The following is a 14,862-nucleotide window of genomic DNA, read 5'->3' as shown; positions in this document are numbered from 1 at the left end:
GTGGGTGGGTGGGGGAACAACCCCCCACCGCACCACCTACGGAGTGTCCCGCACCTCGATGTCACCGGAGACGATCCCGTCCGTCGCCGCCTGGATCTCTTCCGAGATGTCGTCGATGAAGCCACCGGAGGTGGCCAGCGAGACGCCGTTCTCGGCCAGGTTGTACTCGTGGGTGCCGGACAGCGGCTCCTCGTTCTGAACGCTCTGGATCAGGTCGAAGACCGCCACGTCGACGCCCTTGACCGCGGAGGTCAGGATCGAGTCCTGGTACTCGGCCAGGCCGGGCTGCTGGTACTGGTCGGAGTCGACGCCGATGGCCCAGGCACCGTCGACGGCCGCGACCTCCTCGATCGAGCCGGCGCCGGACTGGCCGGCCGCGGTGTAGATCACGTCGATGCCGCGACCGAGCATGCCGTTGGCCTTCTCCTTGGCCCTGGCGACGTCGTTGAAGCCGCGGTCGTCGTCGGTGTACAGGTACTCGACCGTCACCTCGACGTCCGGGTTGGTGTCGGTGACGCCCTGGACGAAGCCGGCCTCGAACTTCTGGATGAGCGGGTTCTGCACGCCGCCGATGAAGCCGACCTGGCCGCTCTCCGACTTCAGCGCCGCGGCCACGCCCGCGAGGTAGGACGCCTCGTGCTCGGCGAAGACCATGCTGTAGACGTTGTCGCCGTCGGACACCGAGTCCACCACACCGAAGGTGGTGTCCGGGAAGTCCGCGGCGACCTGGGAGATGGCGTCGCCGTAGAGGTAGCCGACGCCGATGACCGGGTCGTAGCCCTCCTGGGCCAGCGACTCGAGCCGCTGCACGCGGTCGGCCGTGGTCTCCTCGTTGCGGGCGGTCCGGGTCTCGACCTCGATGCCGAACTCCTCGATGGCCTGGTCGCCACCGCGGGCCGCGGCCTCGTTGAAGGAGTGGTCGTCGCGACCACCGACGTCGAAGGCGATCGCGGCACCCTGGCCGCCGGAGTCGCCGCTGTCCCCGTTGTTGTTGGAATCCGTGGAGCTCTCGCCACAGGCCGCGGCGGAGAGCGCGAGTGCCGTGGTCAGAGCCACAGTTGCTGCCAGACGTGATACGCGGCGCAAGAGGACGGTCCCTTCAGTTGAAAGCGCCTCTTACCGGCGCCGTTGCCCGCCGATCGTAACGCGCGTAGATCCAGGGAGAAGACTTGGGGAATTCCCGTTATCAGATCGGTGTGAACGCAACGTGGAGGCAACACGGCGCACCACGAGATCGCCCCCGATCGGATCACACTCAGGACGATACGGGACGTTCCGCGTCGACTAGGCTGAGATCGTCCGCACAGCCCGTACCGGTGGAGGTAGCTGTGACCGCCGAGCTCCCCGAGTGGCTGACGCCGCCCAGACCGAGTGGCTGGGAGGCGGACGATCTCGATCACCTACCGCAGGCGCCGCGGCACACGGAACTCATCGACGGAGCGCTGATCTTCATGATGTCGCCGCAGCGGCTCTGGCACTCCCGGCTGGTGGAGAACCTGACCTTCGCTCTGCGACAGGCCGCTCCTGACGACCTCGACGTCGCGCGGGAGATGACCGTCCGGCTGGACCGCAAGAGCCGCCCCGAGCCGGACGTGCTGGTCACCACGGCAGCCTACGACGCCGACCGCACCTGGTACGCCCCCGAGGACGTCGTCCTGGTGATCGAGGTGGTCTCCGAGGAGTCGGCGGACCGCGACCGTTCCATGAAGCCCTTCAAGTACGCCCAGGCGAGGATCCCGCACTTCTGGCGCGTCGAGGAGGAGGACGGGGCGGCCACGGTCCACGCCTACGAGCTCGACACCATGACCGGCTCGTACGTGGCCACGGGCATCCACCGCGGCCGGCTGAAGTCCGCGGTTCCGTTCACCGTCGACCTGGACCTCACCGCCCTCGTCCCCTGATCGTCCGGACCGCTGGGACCTACCCGGGCCACAGCTCGGTGGAGTGCGCCGCCACCAGGGCGGTGATCTCGTGGAGCGCCTCGTCCGCCGGTCGGGGTGGGAGGCGGCGGCCGTCGCGGAGGCGGAGGGCGACCGCGTCGGTGGCGGCCTCGGCCGCGCCGACCACCGCCTGGTAGGGGACGAGCCGGGCCGCCCGGATCCGGGAGCCGAGGCTGCCGCGCCCCGGGTCGTGGGCCTCGGCCCGCAGGCCGAGGTCCACGGCCCGCCGGGCCAGCCGCTCGGCGGCCGGCAGCTCCGCGTCCGAGACCGGCAGCACGACCAACTGCCGGGGCGCGAGCCACGCCGGGAACGCGCCGCCGTGCACCTCGATGAGCTGCGCGACGGCCCGCTCCACGCTCCCCACGATGCTGCGGTGCACCATCACCGGCCGGTGCCGGGCGCCGTCGGGGCCGACGTAGCCCAGGTCGAACCGCTCGGGCTGGTGGAAGTCGACCTGGACGGTCGACAGGGTGGCCTCGCGGCCCGCGCCGTCCACCACCTGGACGTCGATCTTGGGGCCGTAGAACGCCGCCTCGCCCTCGACCGCCTCGTACCGGACCCCGGCCCGGTCGAGCACCTCCCGCAGCAGGGCCTCGGCCCGCCGCCACATCTCGGGCGCCCCCGCGTACTTCCCGCCCCCGCCGGCCAGCGAGAGCCGGTAGCGGGCGACGGTCAGCCCCAGCGCGGCGTAGGCGCGGCGGATCATGGCGAGCGCCGCCTCGGCCTCGTCCGCGACCTGGTCGAGGGTGCAGAAGATGTGCGCGTCGTTGAGCTGGATCGCCCGCACCCGGGTGAGGCCGCCCAGCACGCCGGAGAGCTCCGCCCGGTACATCCCACCCAACTCGGCCATGCGAAGCGGGAGTTCGCGGTAGCTGTGGCCACGGGAGCGGTAGATGAGCGCGTGGTGCGGGCAGAGGCTGGGCCGCAGCACGACCTGCTCGCCGCCGACCTCCATGGGCGGGAACATGTCCTCGCTGAAGTGGGCCCAGTGGCCCGAGATCTCGTAGAGCTCGCGTTTGCCGAGCACCGGCGAGGCGACGTGCCGGTAGCCGGCGCGCCGTTCCTCCTCCCTGACGTACTCCTCCACCGCGTGCCGCACGGCGGCCCCGTCGGGCAGCCAGTACGGCAGCCCGGAGCCGATCAGGGGGTCGGTGTCGAACAGGTCGAGCTCGCGGCCGAGCCTGCGGTGGTCGTGGGCGGTGGTCTCCATCGTGGTCGTCTCCTCCGGGAACAACCTGGGACGAGTGACCACGTGACGAAGCCCCGGGGCACTCGCCCCGGGGCTTCGACTAGGACATCGGTCAGCGCGCCGGGACTCTCTCCGGCGTCGTCGTGGCGGACCCGAAGGGTCCGGCGAACTGGGCGCGCTTCACTCCTCCACGCTAACAGACCGCCGTCCGCGCCCCGGCGCCTCGGCGAGGTCCGGCCGCTCGGGGCCGTGCGGGATGTCGATGCGCTCCTCACCGGTGCGCAGCGCCCGCAGGATGACCCGGGCCACGTAGTCGGGGCGGTGCGCGACCATGCCGGGCGCCGGCCCCGCGCCGTCGCGGAACATCCCGTCGCCGAACTCGGTGGCGGTGATGGACGGCAGGACCAGCGACACGTCGACGCCGTCGGCGGCGAACTCCTTGCGCGCCACCGTGCTGAGCATGTTCACCGCCGACTTGGAGGCCGCGTAGGCGCCGACCCCGGGCGGGGCCAGCACCGTGGTGCCGGAGCTGACGTTGACGATCCGCCCGGCCCGCCGGCGGCGCATCACCGGTAGTACGGCCTGCATGGCCGCCAGCACGCCCACCACGTTGAGCTTCAACAGCGGGACGTACGCGGCGGGATCGACCTCCTCGAGTCGGCGGTGGAAGCTGGCGCCCGCGTTGTTGACCAGGCCGTCGACGCGCCCGTACCGCCCCACCGCGGCGTCCACCAGCGCCCGCGCCCGGGCGGGCTCCGTCAGGTCGGTGGGCACGGAGAGCGCGCCGTCGAGTTCGGCGCTCAGCGCGGTGAGGCGGTCGGCGCGGCGCGCGGCCAGCACGGGCAGCGCGCCGGCACGGTGCAGCAGGCGGGCGGTCGCCTCGCCGATGCCGGAGGATGCCCCGGTGACGATGACCACCCGCCCGGTCAGGTCCAGGGTCGCGGGTTCCTCTCCTCGTGCGCTCACGGCGGCCGCGCTCATCGAAGGTGGGTGGCGAACCAGTCGAGCATCGGCTCCGGGCGGCGCTGGAACTCCAGGTAGCCGTCCCAGCGGGCCGTCGTGCCCTCGATCCACTGAAGCCTCTTCTCCCTGCCGGGGATGTTGTCGTACATCTCCTGTACGTCGCTCGGGTGGGTGAGGATGTCGTCGCGCACCTGGTAGAGGAAGGTCGGCACGGTGACGTTCCTGGCCCACTCGCGCGGGCTCCTGGGGGCGAACCCGATGCTGGTGCGCAGGACGATGAGCCGTTCGAGGTCGTCGAGGCGGTCGGAGAGCCCCATCATGTCCAGCCGGCGCTGGAGGATCGTCTCCGCCGTCACGGGCTGCGGCCCGACCAGGCAGCGGACGCCGTCGAACGCCTCGGGGAACCGCGTCATGGCGGCGAAGGTGGAGCTGCACCCCAGGCACCGGCTGAAGAGACCGATCGCCATGCGACGCGTGTCCCGGCGGCCACGGACGTAGTCGAGCGAGCCGACGACGTCGCGCGCCTCGTAGATCCCGCTCGACGAGATCCCGCCGTTGGCCTCGCCGCTGAGGCCGGAGTTGCGCAGGTCGTAGGCGAGGACGCTGTAACCGGCGTCGTGGAGGATCCGGTAGTCCGGGGTCAGGTCGACCTCGAACCCGTTGCCGCTCGGCGCCCACAGCGAATGCCACGGCTCCAGGTGGGCGGGGATCCCGGACCTGCTGAATCCCATCGGGTGATTGGCGATGACGAGCTTGTCCGACCCGCGTGCCGGGATGAACCAGCCCTCCAGCGGCACGCCGTCCCTGGCGGGGAACGTGACGTCCTCGTAGTCGAGCCCCTGTTCGGCCGGCGAGTGCAGGACCGGGGAGCGCCGCTGGAAGCTGAAGCCGTCGGCGAACTGCTCAAGCAACTCGTCGTTCGTGCCCTCGTTCTCGGCCGCTACGGCCCCCGGGGCGGCGGCGAGCAGGCCCATGGCCGCCGTCGCGCCGAGGGAGCTGTGCAGTAACTGTCGTCTGGCGAGATGGTGACCCACGGTGTCAACTCCTGTACGGGTGGTCGATGCCGTCACCCAGTCAACTCGGCGCCGCTGCCTACCTGAAGGACCGATCCGAGCGGCATTGATACCGTGAAGGTATGGATGACCTGGAGGTGCGGCAGCTCCGGTACTTCGTGGCCGTCGCCGAGGAACTCCACTTCGGGCGCGCGGCGTTGCGGTTGGGCATGGCGCAGCCTCCGCTGTCCCGGGCGATCCGCGAACTGGAGCGGCGGTTGGGCGTGCGGCTGCTGGAGCGCACCACGCGCCACGTCTCGCTCACCCCCGCCGGGGAGGTCCTGCTCCGCGACGCCAAACCCGCGCTCGACGCCGTCGCCGCCGCCGGCCGGCGGGCCCGGCACGCGGGTCGGGCCGAGCCCGGGCTGCGGCTGGCGATGAAGGCCGACTACGACGGCGGGCTGCTGCCGCGGATCCTGGCCGCGTACCGACTGGAGCCGGCGGCGCTCCCGGTGGAGCTCGTGCTGGTCGGGCGTGGCGAGCAGTTGCCGGCGCTGCGCGAGGGGCGCGCGGACGTCGCGTTGCTGCCCGTCCCGCTGGCCGACGACCGGGGGCTGGACGTCGAACCGCTGCTGACCGAACCCCGGTTGGTCGCGCTGGCGTCGACCGATCCGCTGGCGGACCGCCCGCGCCTGCGCGTGGCGGACCTGGCCGGCAGGACCCTCCCGGACGGCACGCCGGCCGACCGCGACGGCCGACCGCCGACCGCCGTCACCGCCGGCCCGTCGCCGTTGGCCGAGGCTCCGCCGAGGCGTCTGGACCTGGCCCAGATCTTCAACCTGATCGAACTGGGCAGCATCGTCTGGTTCCCGCCGGCGTCGGTGGCGCGACGGCACCCGCGACCCGGCGTCGTCTACCGCACCGTCGAGGACCTCGGGCCGATCACCCTTGCCCTGGCCTGGCCACAGGACTCCCGCTCACCGGCCGTCGCCGCCCTCGTCCGCACCGCGACGACGGTCGCGGCGACCGCCGCTCGGCCATGACCGCACGGCACCGTCACTCCGCCCCCGCACCCGCGCCCGCGCCCGCCAGCGCGGCGACGAGCGCGGCGAGCGCCGGCTGGCCGAGCGCGGCCGGCCGCACCGCGGCGCCGATCGCCCGGACCGGCTCGGGCCCGCGCACCGGCTTCACGACCACGCCGGGGTGGCGGCCGGCGAGCCCGAGCTCCGGGATCAGCGCGATGCCGAGGCCGGCGGCGACGAAGCCCTGCGCGGTGGCGTAGTCCTGGCTCTCCGCCACGAAGTCGGGGCTGAAGCCGGCCGCGGCGCAGCCGTCGAGCACCGTGTCGAGGCACGGTCCCGGACCGTCGGCGCGCACCCACGGCTCCTCGGCGAGTTCGACGAGGTCGACCACCTCGGCGCCGGCCAGCGGGTGCCCGGCGGGCAGCACGGCGCGGTAGGGGTCGTCGAGCAGCGGGACCAGCCGCACGCCCTCGGCGGCCCGGCCGCGCGGCCTGACCACCACGGCGAGGTCGGCCCGCCCCCCGGCCACCTCGGGCAGCGGGTCGTCCGGGTCGGTCATCGCGAGGTCGACCCGGACCTCCGGGTGCTCGCGGCGGAACGCGGCGAGCGCGGGCGCCAGCAGCGTGGCGCCAGCGGTGGCGAAATAGCGGACGGTGAGCACCCCGGTGCGGCCGGCCCGCAGGTCGGCCAACCCGCGTTCGGCTTCCGCCAGTTGTCGGCCGATGACGGCCGCGTGCTCGCTGAGCAGCCGGCCGGCGCGGGTCGGCTGGACGCCGCGCCCGACCCGTTCGAGCAGCGGCGTGCCGGCCTGCCGCTCCAGCGCGGCGACCTGCTGGCTGACGGCGGACGGGGTGTAGCCGAGGTGGGCGGCCGCCGCGGTGATCGACCCGCTGGCGACGACGGCGCGGAGCACCTGCATGCGACGCACATCAAGCATGTAGCACAGCTTAACGATGCTCAAGAATCATTCGCTTGTCCTGTTGTGAAACACCCGGCAGCATCGCGGTCGGGGGCCGGTGACAGGAAGGCGGAGGCGAAGGCCATGAACGACGACGGTGGCGCGGCGCGGGGCTCGCTGGCGCGGTTCGCGGCGCTCGCGCTGCTCTGGGGCTCGGCGTTCCTGTGGATCAAGCTCGCCCTGGACGGCGGCTTCTCGCCGGCGCAGATCGCGTTCGCCCGCGCCGCGCTGGGCGCCGCCGTGCTGCTCGTCCTGGCCCGCGCCGCGCGCCGACGCCTCCCACGCGGGGCGCGGACGTGGGCGCACCTCACCGTGGCCGCGTTCTTCTGCAACGCGCTGCCGTTCCTCCTCTTCGGCATCGGCGAACGCACCGTCGACTCCGGCCTCGCCGGCGTACTGCACGCCACCACCCCGCTGTGGTCGCTGCTGATCGGCCTCGCCGCCGGGACCGAGCGCCGGATCAGGCCGCTCCGGCTGGCCGGGCTGCTGCTCGGCTTCGCGGGCACGCTGGTGATCTTCGCGCCCTGGGGCGAGGACGGCCTGCTCACCGGCGGGACGCTCGCCCTGCTGGGCGGCGCCGCCAGCTACGCGGTCGGCTTCGCCTACATGGCCCGCCACCTGACGGGGCGCGGCACCGACCCGTTGGCCCTCTCGGCGGCCCAACTCCTGGCCGGCACGGCCCTGTCCGCCGCTCCCCTGCTGGCCACCGGCGTCACCCCTGGCCATGTCGGGGCCGGCGCGCTGCTCGCCGTCGTCGTGCTCGGCGTCCTCAGCACCGGCCTGACCTTCTACCTCAACTACCGCCTCATCGCGGACGAGGGGCCCACGACCGCGGCCACCGTCGGCTATCTCCTCCCGGTCGTCTCGGTGTCCCTCGGCGCCCTCGTCCTGGACGAGGACCTCGGCCCACGGGTGCTCGCCGGCGCCGCCGTCGTCCTCGCGGGCGTCGCCGCCACCCGCTGGCGGCGCCACACTTCGGCGGTGGCCCGAACGGCCTGACCGAACCCGGGTACCAGCATCGATGTCAGTGCCCGCGGCTACCCTGCTCGCATGATCGACTGGCTGCACGATGCCTTTCCAAACCACGAGGTGAACGTCGCGTTCGCCCGCGGCATACCAGCCGACGCCTTCGTCCGGGGGATAGCCGACCAGGGGCGCGCGCCCCTCGCGCACGGCGAGGGGAACGGCTGGGCGTGGGCGGTGCACGACATGTTCGCCCCCGGCTCCGGCGGCTACCGCGAGGTCGACTACCAGGCGATGTGCCGAGCCGGCGCGGAGATCGTCGTGTTCGTGACCGAGCCCTGTAGTCCCAAGGCGTTCCCTCCCGCCTTCGTTTACCACCGAGGGGGTCGCACGGTCCTCGCGTTCAGCTTCGAGGACGTCGAGCAGCGGGTGGGCGACAATCCGGACTACCTCTCGCCCGAACTGCTCGCCGCGAACCTCATCGGCCCCGACGCGTACTGCGACCAGGAGGAAGAGGACGACGAACACGACTGTTTCGACCATCTCCACGACGATCGCACGCGTCTCGTCGCGGTGATCGCCGCCCACTTCGGGCTGCCCTCGCCGCCGCTTGCCGCGGAGGTGACGGCCACGTGAGCTGGCTCGCCCCGAACACCTTCGTCACCTTCTACCGGGGCATCCCCCTGCCGGTCCTCTCCGGCCTCTTCGCCGAGACGGGGCGGCCCGCCGTCACCGCCGGTGAGTCGTCCGGCTGGGCCTGGGTCACGCACGACGCCTACCCCGCCCGAACAGGGCTGCGAGCCGGCGACTTCTCCCGCGACATCACCGGCTACCGCTACGCGCACCTCGCGGCCCGCCCCGCCGCCCTCGAAACGGTGTTCCTGGCCTCCACGCCCGCCTGCGAGTGCCCGCGCGGGCATGGCTACCTGGTCCCGCACTGCGCGGAGCACCCCTTCCAGTTCGCCTACAGCCGCGGCGGGTTCGAGCAGACGTACTTCAACCTGGGCCGGCGCCGCGAGTCGCGGCGCGGCGGAGGCATGGCCGACCTGCTGGTGCGCGAGTTGCTGAACGCCGGGATCGTCGGCCGGGACACCCCCGGATACGACGCCGATCCCGGCTTCAACGCCGACGGCGCCCACACGGTGCGGGTCATCGCCGACCACTTCGGGCTGCCGTCCCCTCCCCTCCGCGTCAGGCCGTGAACCCGCCGTCGACGTGGATCTCGGTCCCGGTGACGTGCCCCGCCTCCGGGCTCACGACATAGGCCACCGTGCCGGCGACCTCGGCCGGCTCCGCGAAGCGGCCGACGGCCGTGAAGCTCGCGAAGTACTCGGCGTTGGGCCCGTCGGCGGGGTTGGCCTCGGTGTTGGTGGGGCCGGGGCTCACCAGGTTGACGGTGATGCCCCGGGAGCCGAGCTCGTGGGCCAGGCCCCTGGTCATGCCGGCGAGCGCCGCCTTGCTCGTCGCGTAGAGCGCGAGCCCGGGGAACGGGGTCCTGGTGCCGGTGTTGCTGCCGATGGTGACGATCCTGCCGCCCTGGCCCATGTGCCGCACCGCGGCCCGGCTCGCCACGAACGGCGCCCGGACGTTGACCTCCAGCGTCTGGTCGACCGCCGGCAGCTCCAGCTCGTCGAGCTTGCCGAAGTGGAAGACCGCCGCGTTGTTGACCAGGATGTCCAGCCGCCCGAACGTCGCGGCGGTCTGGTCCACCGCGCCGGTCAGCGCCTCGGTGTCGGCACAGTCCGCCCTGATGGCGAGGCCGCGCCGCCCGGCGGCCTTGATGCCCGCCACGACCTCGGCGGCCCGTTCCCCGTTGTTCTGGTAGGTCAGCGCTACGTCGGCCCCGTCCGCCGCGAGACGCAGCGCGATCGCCGCGCCGATGCCGCGGCTGCCGCCGGTGACCAGGGCGACCTGCCCGTCGAATCGATTGCCTGTGTTGCTCATGCCGTCGAGCCTCGTCGCTCGCCGCGACCGACGCTGGCAGCGGAACGACATCGCGTTCCGGCGGGCGGGCGGGCCCGTCCGGCCCTCAGGCCGCCATGCCCCCGTCGACGGGGAGGACGACGCCGATGCCGCGTCCGGCGCCGGTGACGAGGGCGACCTTGCCGGCGAGCAGGGGCTCGGGGTTCGTCGTGACATTCATAGTGCCGAGCCTCCGCCGGTCCTGAGCGAGCGACCAGGCACCGGCGGTACCTCGCTCGGCCCTCCCGCCCGGCGCACACTGAACGACGCGAGTAGGCCCTGGCCGCCTCACGCACGCCCCCTCAGCCAGGGTGGCGCGGATTCGGCACCACTCGCTCCGGGGAGCGCAGCCAGATCTCCTGCCGGTCTCCAGTGACGGTGATCCCGAAGTCGAACAGCGACGGGCTCCCCTCCCCTTGCCACCAGCCGACGGCGTCGGCCGCCTCACGCACCAGATCGCGCGGCCCGTGCCGCCACCACGCGCTGCCCGCTGAGCGCGCCCACGAGCCGCCGTCGTCGGTGGCGAGAAACCAGCCGTCCTGCTGCGGCCAGCACACCACCCCGGGTAGCCAAACGCCGAGCGCGAACCGACCATGCGCGTCCAGCCCGTCGAGCTCCGGCGACGGTCCTCCGCTCACCCGCTGCGCTTCCCCAGCTGTGGCTGCCCAGATCCCCGCGACGTCAAGCGGTACGACCCCCTGCCCTCGTACCGGCATGAAGGCTTCGCCGCCGTGGAACCAACCGCGCGCCGTCCCGTCCTCCTGTACCCGCAGCCAGATCAACCCGGTACCGCGCGCGTTGGGAAACCACGGGGTGACGATCTCCCCGCCGGGACGCACCTGCTCCAACCACGCGGCCGGCACGCGTCGCACGGCGGCCGTCGACAACAGCCGGTCATACGGCGCCCCCGCCGGCCATCCCCCCTCGCCGTCACCCCACACCAGGTGCGGTCGCCGCCCGGAGGACCGCAACGTCAGGCCGGCTCGGTGCATCCACCCAATGTCGATCTCCATACTTGTGACGCCCCGCTCCCCCACCCGCTCACAGAGCAGCGCGGTGTTGTATCCACTGCCACTGCCGATCTCCAACACCCTGTCCCCAGGCTGTGGATCGAGCGAGGTCAGCATGTTCATCACGGCGGCCGGCGCGCTGATCGAACTGGTCGGCTCCTGCCGCGCGTCGTCGACCTGGGTCACGACGGAGGCGTCCGCGTACACCAACTCCGCCCACCGACACGGCGCTTCCTCCCGCACCACCGGCCGCCAGATCTCCCCGCCCCACGCCCACACCGTCTCGGGCGCGAACCGATGGCGCGGCACACGCTCGAACGCCTCACGCTGCCAGTCCCTCTGGAAGTGCCCGTCCTCCGCCAGCGACTTGGTAAGCCACTGGCGGAACTTTTCGATGTCGATGCTCACTTACGGTGGTTCCCGTTCCCCGGCTTCAACGCGTCCGTCTGCTGATCCGAATTCCCCGGCGGTGCCTTCGGCACGGGTGGCGGCTGATCGGCGTTCGGCGGCGGCTTGGCGTGGTCTCCCATGGCAACTCCTCTGGAGTACTATCGGTTTGCCAGCCCAGCATGACCGCCCAACCCGGCGGAAATCCAACGCTATTCACGTTCTGGCATTTGTTCGCCCTCATCTCGGAAATCGTCCGCCCATCGGGCAAGCAGGTGACGTGCAGAGTCCCCCGTCTCGGCATGCGACAGCATGAATTCGAACAGAGCGATGTAATGGTCAACGTCCTTTGGATCACGCATTGCGACTCGCCCACTGAACAGTTCGGCGGTGACCAACGACCGGTCGTAGACAGTGAAGGTGTGAAACGCAGATTCCTGCACCACCCTTGACAGGGGTAGCACGCATATACGCACCCCGGAAAGCCGAGAGAGGGAGGAAAGCCTGTCGAGTTGAAGCGCCATGAGGCCGGGTGAGCCCATACGCCAACGGATGGCCGACTCCGTGAGCAGGAATTCGAACAATTTCGAGCCGTCGTGCAACACCGTCTGTCGTTCAAGCTTGAGCGCTATGGCACGGGCAACATTGCCCTGAGCCGCACTGGTAGGTCTGGTCATGACGGTGCGCATGTACTCGGCCGTCTGAAGCAGGCTTGTGGGAATCGCCGGCAAGAAGAATCGCATGCGGGTGGCTGCCGCCTCAAGCGCGGCAAGCTCTCGCTGCCTGTGGTGCAGCCCTCGGCGCACCGAGGCTCGAACGCATTCGTAATCGATGTTGGCCCGTCTGGCGAGGGCCACCAGATCCGCCGCCGTCTGCTGGTCGAGGTGGAGCGCCTGGACGATCAACTGTACGTCCACCACCGAAGGCAACACCCGGCCCGACTCGATGCGTGAGATCTTCGACTGACTTATCCCACAACACACTGCGAGCCGCACGCCCGAAAGGCCAACGACGAGCCGCAGGGTCTTCAACGCCTGAGCGAGGTCCCTACGGTCGCGGCCAGCCTCTCGGGGATCCACGGTCAATGAACCAGGTGCTCCGCCACGTAGTCCCCGTAGGGCACGGAGTGTTCGATGGCCAGCCGCTTCCACTCGCGATACCGGGCCAGATCCGGGGCTGCCAGCAGGAACCTGCCGATTTGGCGACCTTCCGCGTCATAACGCATCTCCACGACGTTGTCGTCGAGCATCCAGAAGTCCTGGTTCGGCAGCTCCGGATTCTCCCGGCCCGTGAGATCCAGGATTCTGATGTCCTCCCCCGCCTTGGCACTAAAGGCATAGAAGGCCAGCTCAAAGCGGAGATACTCAGTCAACGGCCGAGACAGCACATGCACTCGGCCGATTGTGCGCCCGGTCGCCAGGTAGTGGCGGACTCGGGTCAACCACTGGTTGTCGTCGGGAATCGCAACCCGTCCCGTAGTCCGAAACTCAGCCAGCCTGGACTCCTCTCCGGGCATCCGGTACACGGGCAACGTCTCAAGTCTCCAGGCGTCGCGCTGGTAGGAGTTGAAGAATCGTGGCCACTCCTCACCATCCAAGCGCACGAAAAGCCTCCCGCAGCACCCGCTCTGGAATCTCAACCACGGCTTCGTTCTCCGGTGTGGACCGCTCCACACGCTCCCCCTGCACGGCAATGGTTCCCCGATCGGTCACGAAGATCCCCGGGCAGTCGTCTTCCGTACATTCGCCGTTCCCTCCCGACTGACATGGGCCGCCGGCGATCAAACGGAGTTCCATGATCACCCCCTCTCACGGAGCGTGATTTTTCCATGACCGTACGAGCGTGAGCCGCGGACCGCAAGGAGTATGCACGTTCCCGCATAATCCCATCTGTCGGGCCCCGCCAGCCGGGCGCGCATGCTCGCGTAGGAGCCGGACGGGTCAACCGCAGTCGCCGTCCACGACAAGGGCACACGGAACGCGACGGGCGCGCTACCCGCGCGCCGACCAGCCGCCGCCCTTTATGGCGGCCAGCAGGGCCGCCACGCGGGCCGGCTGGGCCGGGAGGACCGCGACGGGGTCGTCGCTCTCGCGGAGGAGGAGGGAGTCGACGGCGATGGCCAGTTCTATGCAGTCCTGGTCGGGGGAGTCGCTGAAGCTGGACTTCTGCCACTCAAGGCCGGCCATGGATCGTCTCCTTCAACGAGTACAGCAGGTACTGCGCCAGCCCCGAACTGCCCTCTCCCGGAGCGCTCCCGGGATCCAGTGGCGCCAGGGCCACCCTAGCCAAGCGGGCGAAGTGGGCGGTGAATTCCTCGAGTTGGCTTTGATCGGTGAGGAACATCATGCTGGTCGGCTGATCGAGGTTGACCGTCCGCAACTCCGGAGACCCGGCGTCGTAGACGGTGAAGGCACCCCGGGCGGAGGGGTTGGCCGGCGCGCTGAACGGAACGAGTTGCAGTGTGATGTGGGGAGAGCGGGCAGCCTCGATCAGATACTCGATCTGGTCCCCCATGACCTTCCGGTCGATGAAGCCCATGCGGAACACGCCCTCGTGGATGATCGCGTGATACGTGGGCGGATCGTCTCGGACGAGGATCCCCTGCCGTCGACGGCGGATCTCCGCGTAGCGTTCCAGGGACTCCGACGAGAACGCGCCGGACCAGGTGCGGAAAAGCTCGCGGGTGTACTCGGCGGTCTGCAGAAGCCCCGGGACGTAGAGCCAGTGGAAGGTCCGTACCGTGGTCGCGGAGTCCTCCAGCTCGATGAGGTCGAGCAGCGCGGGATTCACCGACTGCCGGAAATCCGACCACCAACCGCGACCATCCGACTCGGCCATCGCCACGAGTCCTTCGACGAGCCGCTCGCCGGTACAGCCGTAGAGCTCGGTCAGCAGACGCACCTTGTCGGCCGAGACATGGGTGCGCCCGGCCTCGATGTTGCTCAGGTACGCCCGGCCGACGCCGATGTGTTCGCCGGCCTCCGCGGCGGACAGGCCGGTGGGCTCGCGCAACCGTCGCAGCTCCAGACCGAGGCGGCGCTGCCGTTGGGTCGGGTTGGTTCGAAGTCCCATGCGATAACGATTCCCGAAAGGGTGTCAGGTTTCCAAGAGTTCGGCGATCACTTCACTCCATGGAGTGGCAATCACGAGAGTGGTGATACATGACACCCCCGCCAGTCCTATGGTCTGGCTCATGATCAGCACCTTCCGGTTCGTCACCCAGAACGCGCCCGACGCCGCCAAGCTCTCCCGTGACCACGTGGTGTGGCTGCTGCGGCACACCGACTCGCCCATCGCCGAGGAGAACGCCCGGCTGCTTGTCTCCGAGGTGGTGACCAACGCGCACCAGCACACCGCGTCACCGCTGATCGCGCTGACCACGGTGATCGGGCCGGCCGGGCTGCGGGTCGAGGTGTTCGACAACAGCCCCGTCCACCTGCCGCCGCCGGCCGCGGCGGCGTGGGAGAGGGAGGGCG

At 70.9% G+C, this 14,862-nt stretch carries 16 protein-coding genes and 1 pseudogene; 6 read left to right on the top strand and 11 right to left on the bottom strand.

The annotated features are described in order from the left end of the window. Positions 1 to 36: 36 nt before the first annotated feature. Positions 37 to 1,086 (bottom strand): BMP family lipoprotein, encoded by a 1,050-nt coding sequence (locus tag E1283_RS17300; protein WP_132818957.1) that lies wholly within the window; start codon positions 1,084 to 1,086, stop codon positions 37 to 39. Positions 1,087 to 1,328: 242 nt separating this feature from the next. Here E1283_RS17300 and E1283_RS17295 point away from each other — a divergent pair, with 242 nt between their 5' ends. Further along, a complete protein-coding gene (locus E1283_RS17295) occupies positions 1,329 to 1,901 on the top strand; it encodes a Uma2 family endonuclease (RefSeq protein ID WP_132818956.1) in 573 nt (190 codons plus the stop codon). A gap of 19 nt (positions 1,902 to 1,920) precedes the next feature. Here E1283_RS17295 and thrS read toward each other — a convergent pair whose 3' ends face one another. The 3 genes from thrS to E1283_RS17280 form a co-directional block, all read right to left on the bottom strand. After that, positions 1,921 to 3,150: a threonine--tRNA ligase gene (thrS, locus tag E1283_RS17290; protein ID WP_132818955.1), complete on the bottom strand. Its 1,230-nt coding sequence runs from the start codon at positions 3,148 to 3,150 to the stop codon at positions 1,921 to 1,923. Positions 3,151 to 3,309: 159 nt separating this feature from the next. Continuing rightward, positions 3,310 to 4,095 carry an SDR family NAD(P)-dependent oxidoreductase gene (locus tag E1283_RS17285; RefSeq protein WP_207930434.1) on the bottom strand — a complete coding sequence of 262 codons (786 nt, stop codon included), beginning with the start codon at positions 4,093 to 4,095 and terminating at the stop codon, positions 3,310 to 3,312. Positions 4,096 to 4,106: 11 nt separating this feature from the next. Beyond that, positions 4,107 to 5,126, bottom strand: a complete 1,020-nt coding sequence (locus E1283_RS17280) for an alpha/beta hydrolase (RefSeq protein ID WP_207930433.1) — start codon at positions 5,124 to 5,126, stop codon at positions 4,107 to 4,109. A 101-nt stretch (positions 5,127 to 5,227) separates the two neighbouring features. Between E1283_RS17280 and E1283_RS17275 the strand changes: the two genes are divergently transcribed. Then, complete coding sequence (locus tag E1283_RS17275; protein ID WP_132818954.1) at positions 5,228 to 6,127, top strand: LysR family transcriptional regulator; 900 nt, start codon at positions 5,228 to 5,230, stop codon at positions 6,125 to 6,127. Positions 6,128 to 6,140: 13 nt separating this feature from the next. Here the strand turns inward: E1283_RS17275 and E1283_RS17270 are convergent, their stop codons facing one another. After that, the gene (locus tag E1283_RS17270; protein ID WP_207930432.1) at positions 6,141 to 7,043 is read right to left on the bottom strand and encodes a LysR family transcriptional regulator; all 903 of its coding nucleotides are present in this window, start codon (positions 7,041 to 7,043) and stop codon (positions 6,141 to 6,143) included. 105 nt (positions 7,044 to 7,148) lie between these two features. Between E1283_RS17270 and E1283_RS17265 the strand changes: the two genes are divergently transcribed. The 3 genes from E1283_RS17265 to E1283_RS38825 are packed head-to-tail and all read left to right on the top strand — an operon-like array spanning position 7,149 to position 9,229. Beyond that, entirely contained in the window at positions 7,149 to 8,063 is a 915-nt protein-coding gene (locus E1283_RS17265) for a DMT family transporter (protein ID WP_132818953.1), read from the top strand. 51 nt (positions 8,064 to 8,114) lie between these two features. Further along, positions 8,115 to 8,663 (top strand): hypothetical protein, encoded by a 549-nt coding sequence (locus tag E1283_RS17260; RefSeq protein WP_132818952.1) that lies wholly within the window; start codon positions 8,115 to 8,117, stop codon positions 8,661 to 8,663. Next, positions 8,660 to 9,229 (top strand): hypothetical protein, encoded by a 570-nt coding sequence (locus E1283_RS38825; RefSeq protein WP_132818951.1) that lies wholly within the window; start codon positions 8,660 to 8,662, stop codon positions 9,227 to 9,229. The genes E1283_RS17260 and E1283_RS38825 overlap by 4 nt, the downstream gene beginning before the upstream one ends. Here E1283_RS38825 and E1283_RS17250 read toward each other — a convergent pair. From E1283_RS17250 to E1283_RS17215, 6 genes are all read right to left on the bottom strand, one after another. After that, positions 9,219 to 9,971 carry an SDR family NAD(P)-dependent oxidoreductase gene (locus E1283_RS17250; RefSeq protein WP_132818950.1) on the bottom strand — a complete coding sequence of 251 codons (753 nt, stop codon included), beginning with the start codon at positions 9,969 to 9,971 and terminating at the stop codon, positions 9,219 to 9,221. The genes E1283_RS38825 and E1283_RS17250 overlap by 11 nt on opposite strands. A 320-nt stretch (positions 9,972 to 10,291) precedes the next feature. Further along, complete coding sequence (locus E1283_RS17240; RefSeq protein ID WP_132818948.1) at positions 10,292 to 11,407, bottom strand: methyltransferase domain-containing protein; 1,116 nt, start codon at positions 11,405 to 11,407, stop codon at positions 10,292 to 10,294. A 191-nt stretch (positions 11,408 to 11,598) separates the two neighbouring features. Beyond that, positions 11,599 to 12,465 carry a helix-turn-helix domain-containing protein gene (locus E1283_RS17235; RefSeq protein ID WP_279571268.1) on the bottom strand — a complete coding sequence of 289 codons (867 nt, stop codon included), beginning with the start codon at positions 12,463 to 12,465 and terminating at the stop codon, positions 11,599 to 11,601. Positions 12,466 to 12,467: 2 nt separating this feature from the next. After that, positions 12,468 to 12,989 (bottom strand): DUF6879 family protein, encoded by a 522-nt coding sequence (locus E1283_RS39720; protein WP_132818946.1) that lies wholly within the window; start codon positions 12,987 to 12,989, stop codon positions 12,468 to 12,470. A 388-nt stretch (positions 12,990 to 13,377) separates the two neighbouring features. Further along, entirely contained in the window at positions 13,378 to 13,572 is a 195-nt protein-coding gene (locus E1283_RS17220) for a DUF397 domain-containing protein (protein ID WP_132818944.1), read from the bottom strand. Further along, positions 13,559 to 14,458, bottom strand: a complete 900-nt coding sequence (locus tag E1283_RS17215; protein ID WP_132818943.1) for a helix-turn-helix domain-containing protein — start codon at positions 14,456 to 14,458, stop codon at positions 13,559 to 13,561. Before E1283_RS17215 ends, E1283_RS17220 begins: the two co-directional genes overlap by 14 nt. A gap of 121 nt (positions 14,459 to 14,579) precedes the next feature. On the opposite strand from E1283_RS17215, the pseudogene E1283_RS17210 reads away from it, so the two are divergent. Then, positions 14,580 to 14,862, top strand: a pseudogene (locus tag E1283_RS17210) (ATP-binding protein); the annotation flags it as partial.

The sequence above is a fragment of the Streptomyces hainanensis genome (assembly GCF_004348415.1).
In the GTDB taxonomy this organism is placed as follows: Bacteria; Actinomycetota; Actinomycetes; order Streptomycetales; family Streptomycetaceae; genus Streptomyces; species Streptomyces hainanensis.
This window is presented reverse-complemented; position numbering and strand designations above follow the sequence as displayed.

Bases quoted from the DNA above. Each gene is read 5' to 3' on its own strand.
- thrS (WP_132818955.1), bottom strand. From the start codon at position 3,150: ATGGAGACCACCGCCCACGACCACCGCAGGCTCGGCCGCGAGCTCGAC.
- E1283_RS17275 (WP_132818954.1), top strand. From the start codon at position 5,228: ATGGATGACCTGGAGGTGCGGCAGCTCCGGTACTTCGTGGCCGTCGCC.
- E1283_RS17270 (WP_207930432.1), bottom strand. From the start codon at position 7,043: ATGCTTGATGTGCGTCGCATGCAGGTGCTCCGCGCCGTCGTCGCCAGC.
- E1283_RS17265 (WP_132818953.1), top strand. From the start codon at position 7,149: ATGAACGACGACGGTGGCGCGGCGCGGGGCTCGCTGGCGCGGTTCGCG.
- E1283_RS17260 (WP_132818952.1), top strand. From the start codon at position 8,115: ATGATCGACTGGCTGCACGATGCCTTTCCAAACCACGAGGTGAACGTC.
- E1283_RS17250 (WP_132818950.1), bottom strand. From the start codon at position 9,971: ATGAGCAACACAGGCAATCGATTCGACGGGCAGGTCGCCCTGGTCACC.
- E1283_RS17220 (WP_132818944.1), bottom strand. From the start codon at position 13,572: ATGGCCGGCCTTGAGTGGCAGAAGTCCAGCTTCAGCGACTCCCCCGAC.
- E1283_RS17215 (WP_132818943.1), bottom strand. From the start codon at position 14,458: ATGGGACTTCGAACCAACCCGACCCAACGGCAGCGCCGCCTCGGTCTG.